General features: G+C 55.3%; 1 protein-coding gene and 1 pseudogene. Both read left to right on the forward strand.

The annotated features are described in order from the left end of the window. On the forward strand, positions 1-411 hold a 411-nt coding region (locus IVB36_RS19640; protein ID WP_247392793.1), incomplete at its 5' end, for an FIST C-terminal domain-containing protein. A 5-nt stretch (positions 412-416) separates the two neighbouring features. Continuing rightward, positions 417-1417 (forward strand): annotated as a pseudogene (locus IVB36_RS19645) (hypothetical protein); the annotation flags it as partial.

Consider the following 1417-nt stretch of genomic DNA (forward strand, 5'->3'; position numbering starts at 1 on the left):
TTCTTCCTGCACAATATTATTGGGGTTGATAGCGGAGCTGAACATCGCTTGCGTGTTCCTCTGGCTGTGGATGAGGAAGGCGCAGTTGTGTGCGCCGCTGAGGTCCCCGTTGGTTCAGTTGTAAGAATTATGAAGACTAGCACGGCATCCGCAGTTTCTGCCGCGAAGCAGGCTGCAAATGCTGCTTTGGATGCATTAGGCGGCCCCCCAGCGGCGGCCCTTTTCTTTGATTGCGTCGCTACTCGCCTCCGTATGGGAGACGAGTTCGGGTTGGAACTCTCAAGCTTGCAAGAACGATTTTCGGAAGTGCCGTTGACTGGGTGTAACACCCACGGTCAAATCGCCCGAGCGGAGGGGCAGTTCAGTGGCTTTCACAACTGCACTGCAGTCGTTTGCGTATTTCCCGAGTAGGTCACTTGAAGGATGACGGGGCTCATCTTTTAAGTGGTTTTGCCAACGCCAACGGGAGGCGAGAAGCTGCCGCGCGATTAGCCAAGTTTATGGGAGGCGATGCTTTCCTCATTTTCTTGAAGGATGAAGAAACGGGGAGTTTTACGCCAGCTCAGGGATTTGACCAGCGCCTGCCTGGCGGCCCGTCTTGGCGAGCGTTTTTGAAGCAAGCATCAAGCTGCTGTGAGTTCTTCGGAGAGGTAGCATTTCCCGACACTAACACGCTCGTTCCCGCGGTCGCTCGTTCGACCCCTGCGGCAATCCTGGTATTTGTCGGCAGGAACTTGTCTATCCCCTGGAATGATATCGAATCGAGCCTTCCGCTTTTAATTGAACTACTAAAGACTGAAGCGCGGGTTCATATGGCCCTAGCGCGCGCAAGTTCTGCCACGGAGGCGGCTACTCACGCAACGCATCTTGCGAGAGCACTCGATGGTGCGCGTAAAGATGTGTCCGCTACGTCCTTAAAGCTACAGCAACTCAATGCGACGCTGGAACAGCGTGTAGCGGAAGAAATCGCGCGTCGAACGGAGGCCGAAGCAGCGCTGCGCCAAGCTCAAAAGCTTGAGGCCATCGGTCAGCTTACCGGCGGTGTTGCACACGACTTTAACAACCTGCTTACGGTGATCATGGGTGGTCTTGATACGATCGGACGGCAGCTCGCAAGCATTTCCGATGCGCCACAGTTTGGACGCATCATGCGAGCGCAGGCGATGGCCCATCATGCATCTCAGCGTGCGGCCACACTCACTGCCCGCTTGCTGGCTTTTTCACGTCGCCAACCGCTGGATCCAAAGTCCATTGATGTAGATCGCTTGCTCGCGGGAATGAGCGAACTGCTCAAGAGCACTTTAGGAGAGCAAATCAGGATCGAGATAGTTGGCAATGCCGGTTTGTGGAGCGCCTTTGCTGACGCATCGGAACTAGAACATGGCATCCTCAATCTGGCGGTTAACGCGCGGGATGC

The organism is Bradyrhizobium sp. 35 (assembly GCF_023073215.1).
Taxonomy (GTDB): Bacteria; Pseudomonadota; Alphaproteobacteria; order Rhizobiales; family Xanthobacteraceae; genus Bradyrhizobium; species Bradyrhizobium canariense_D.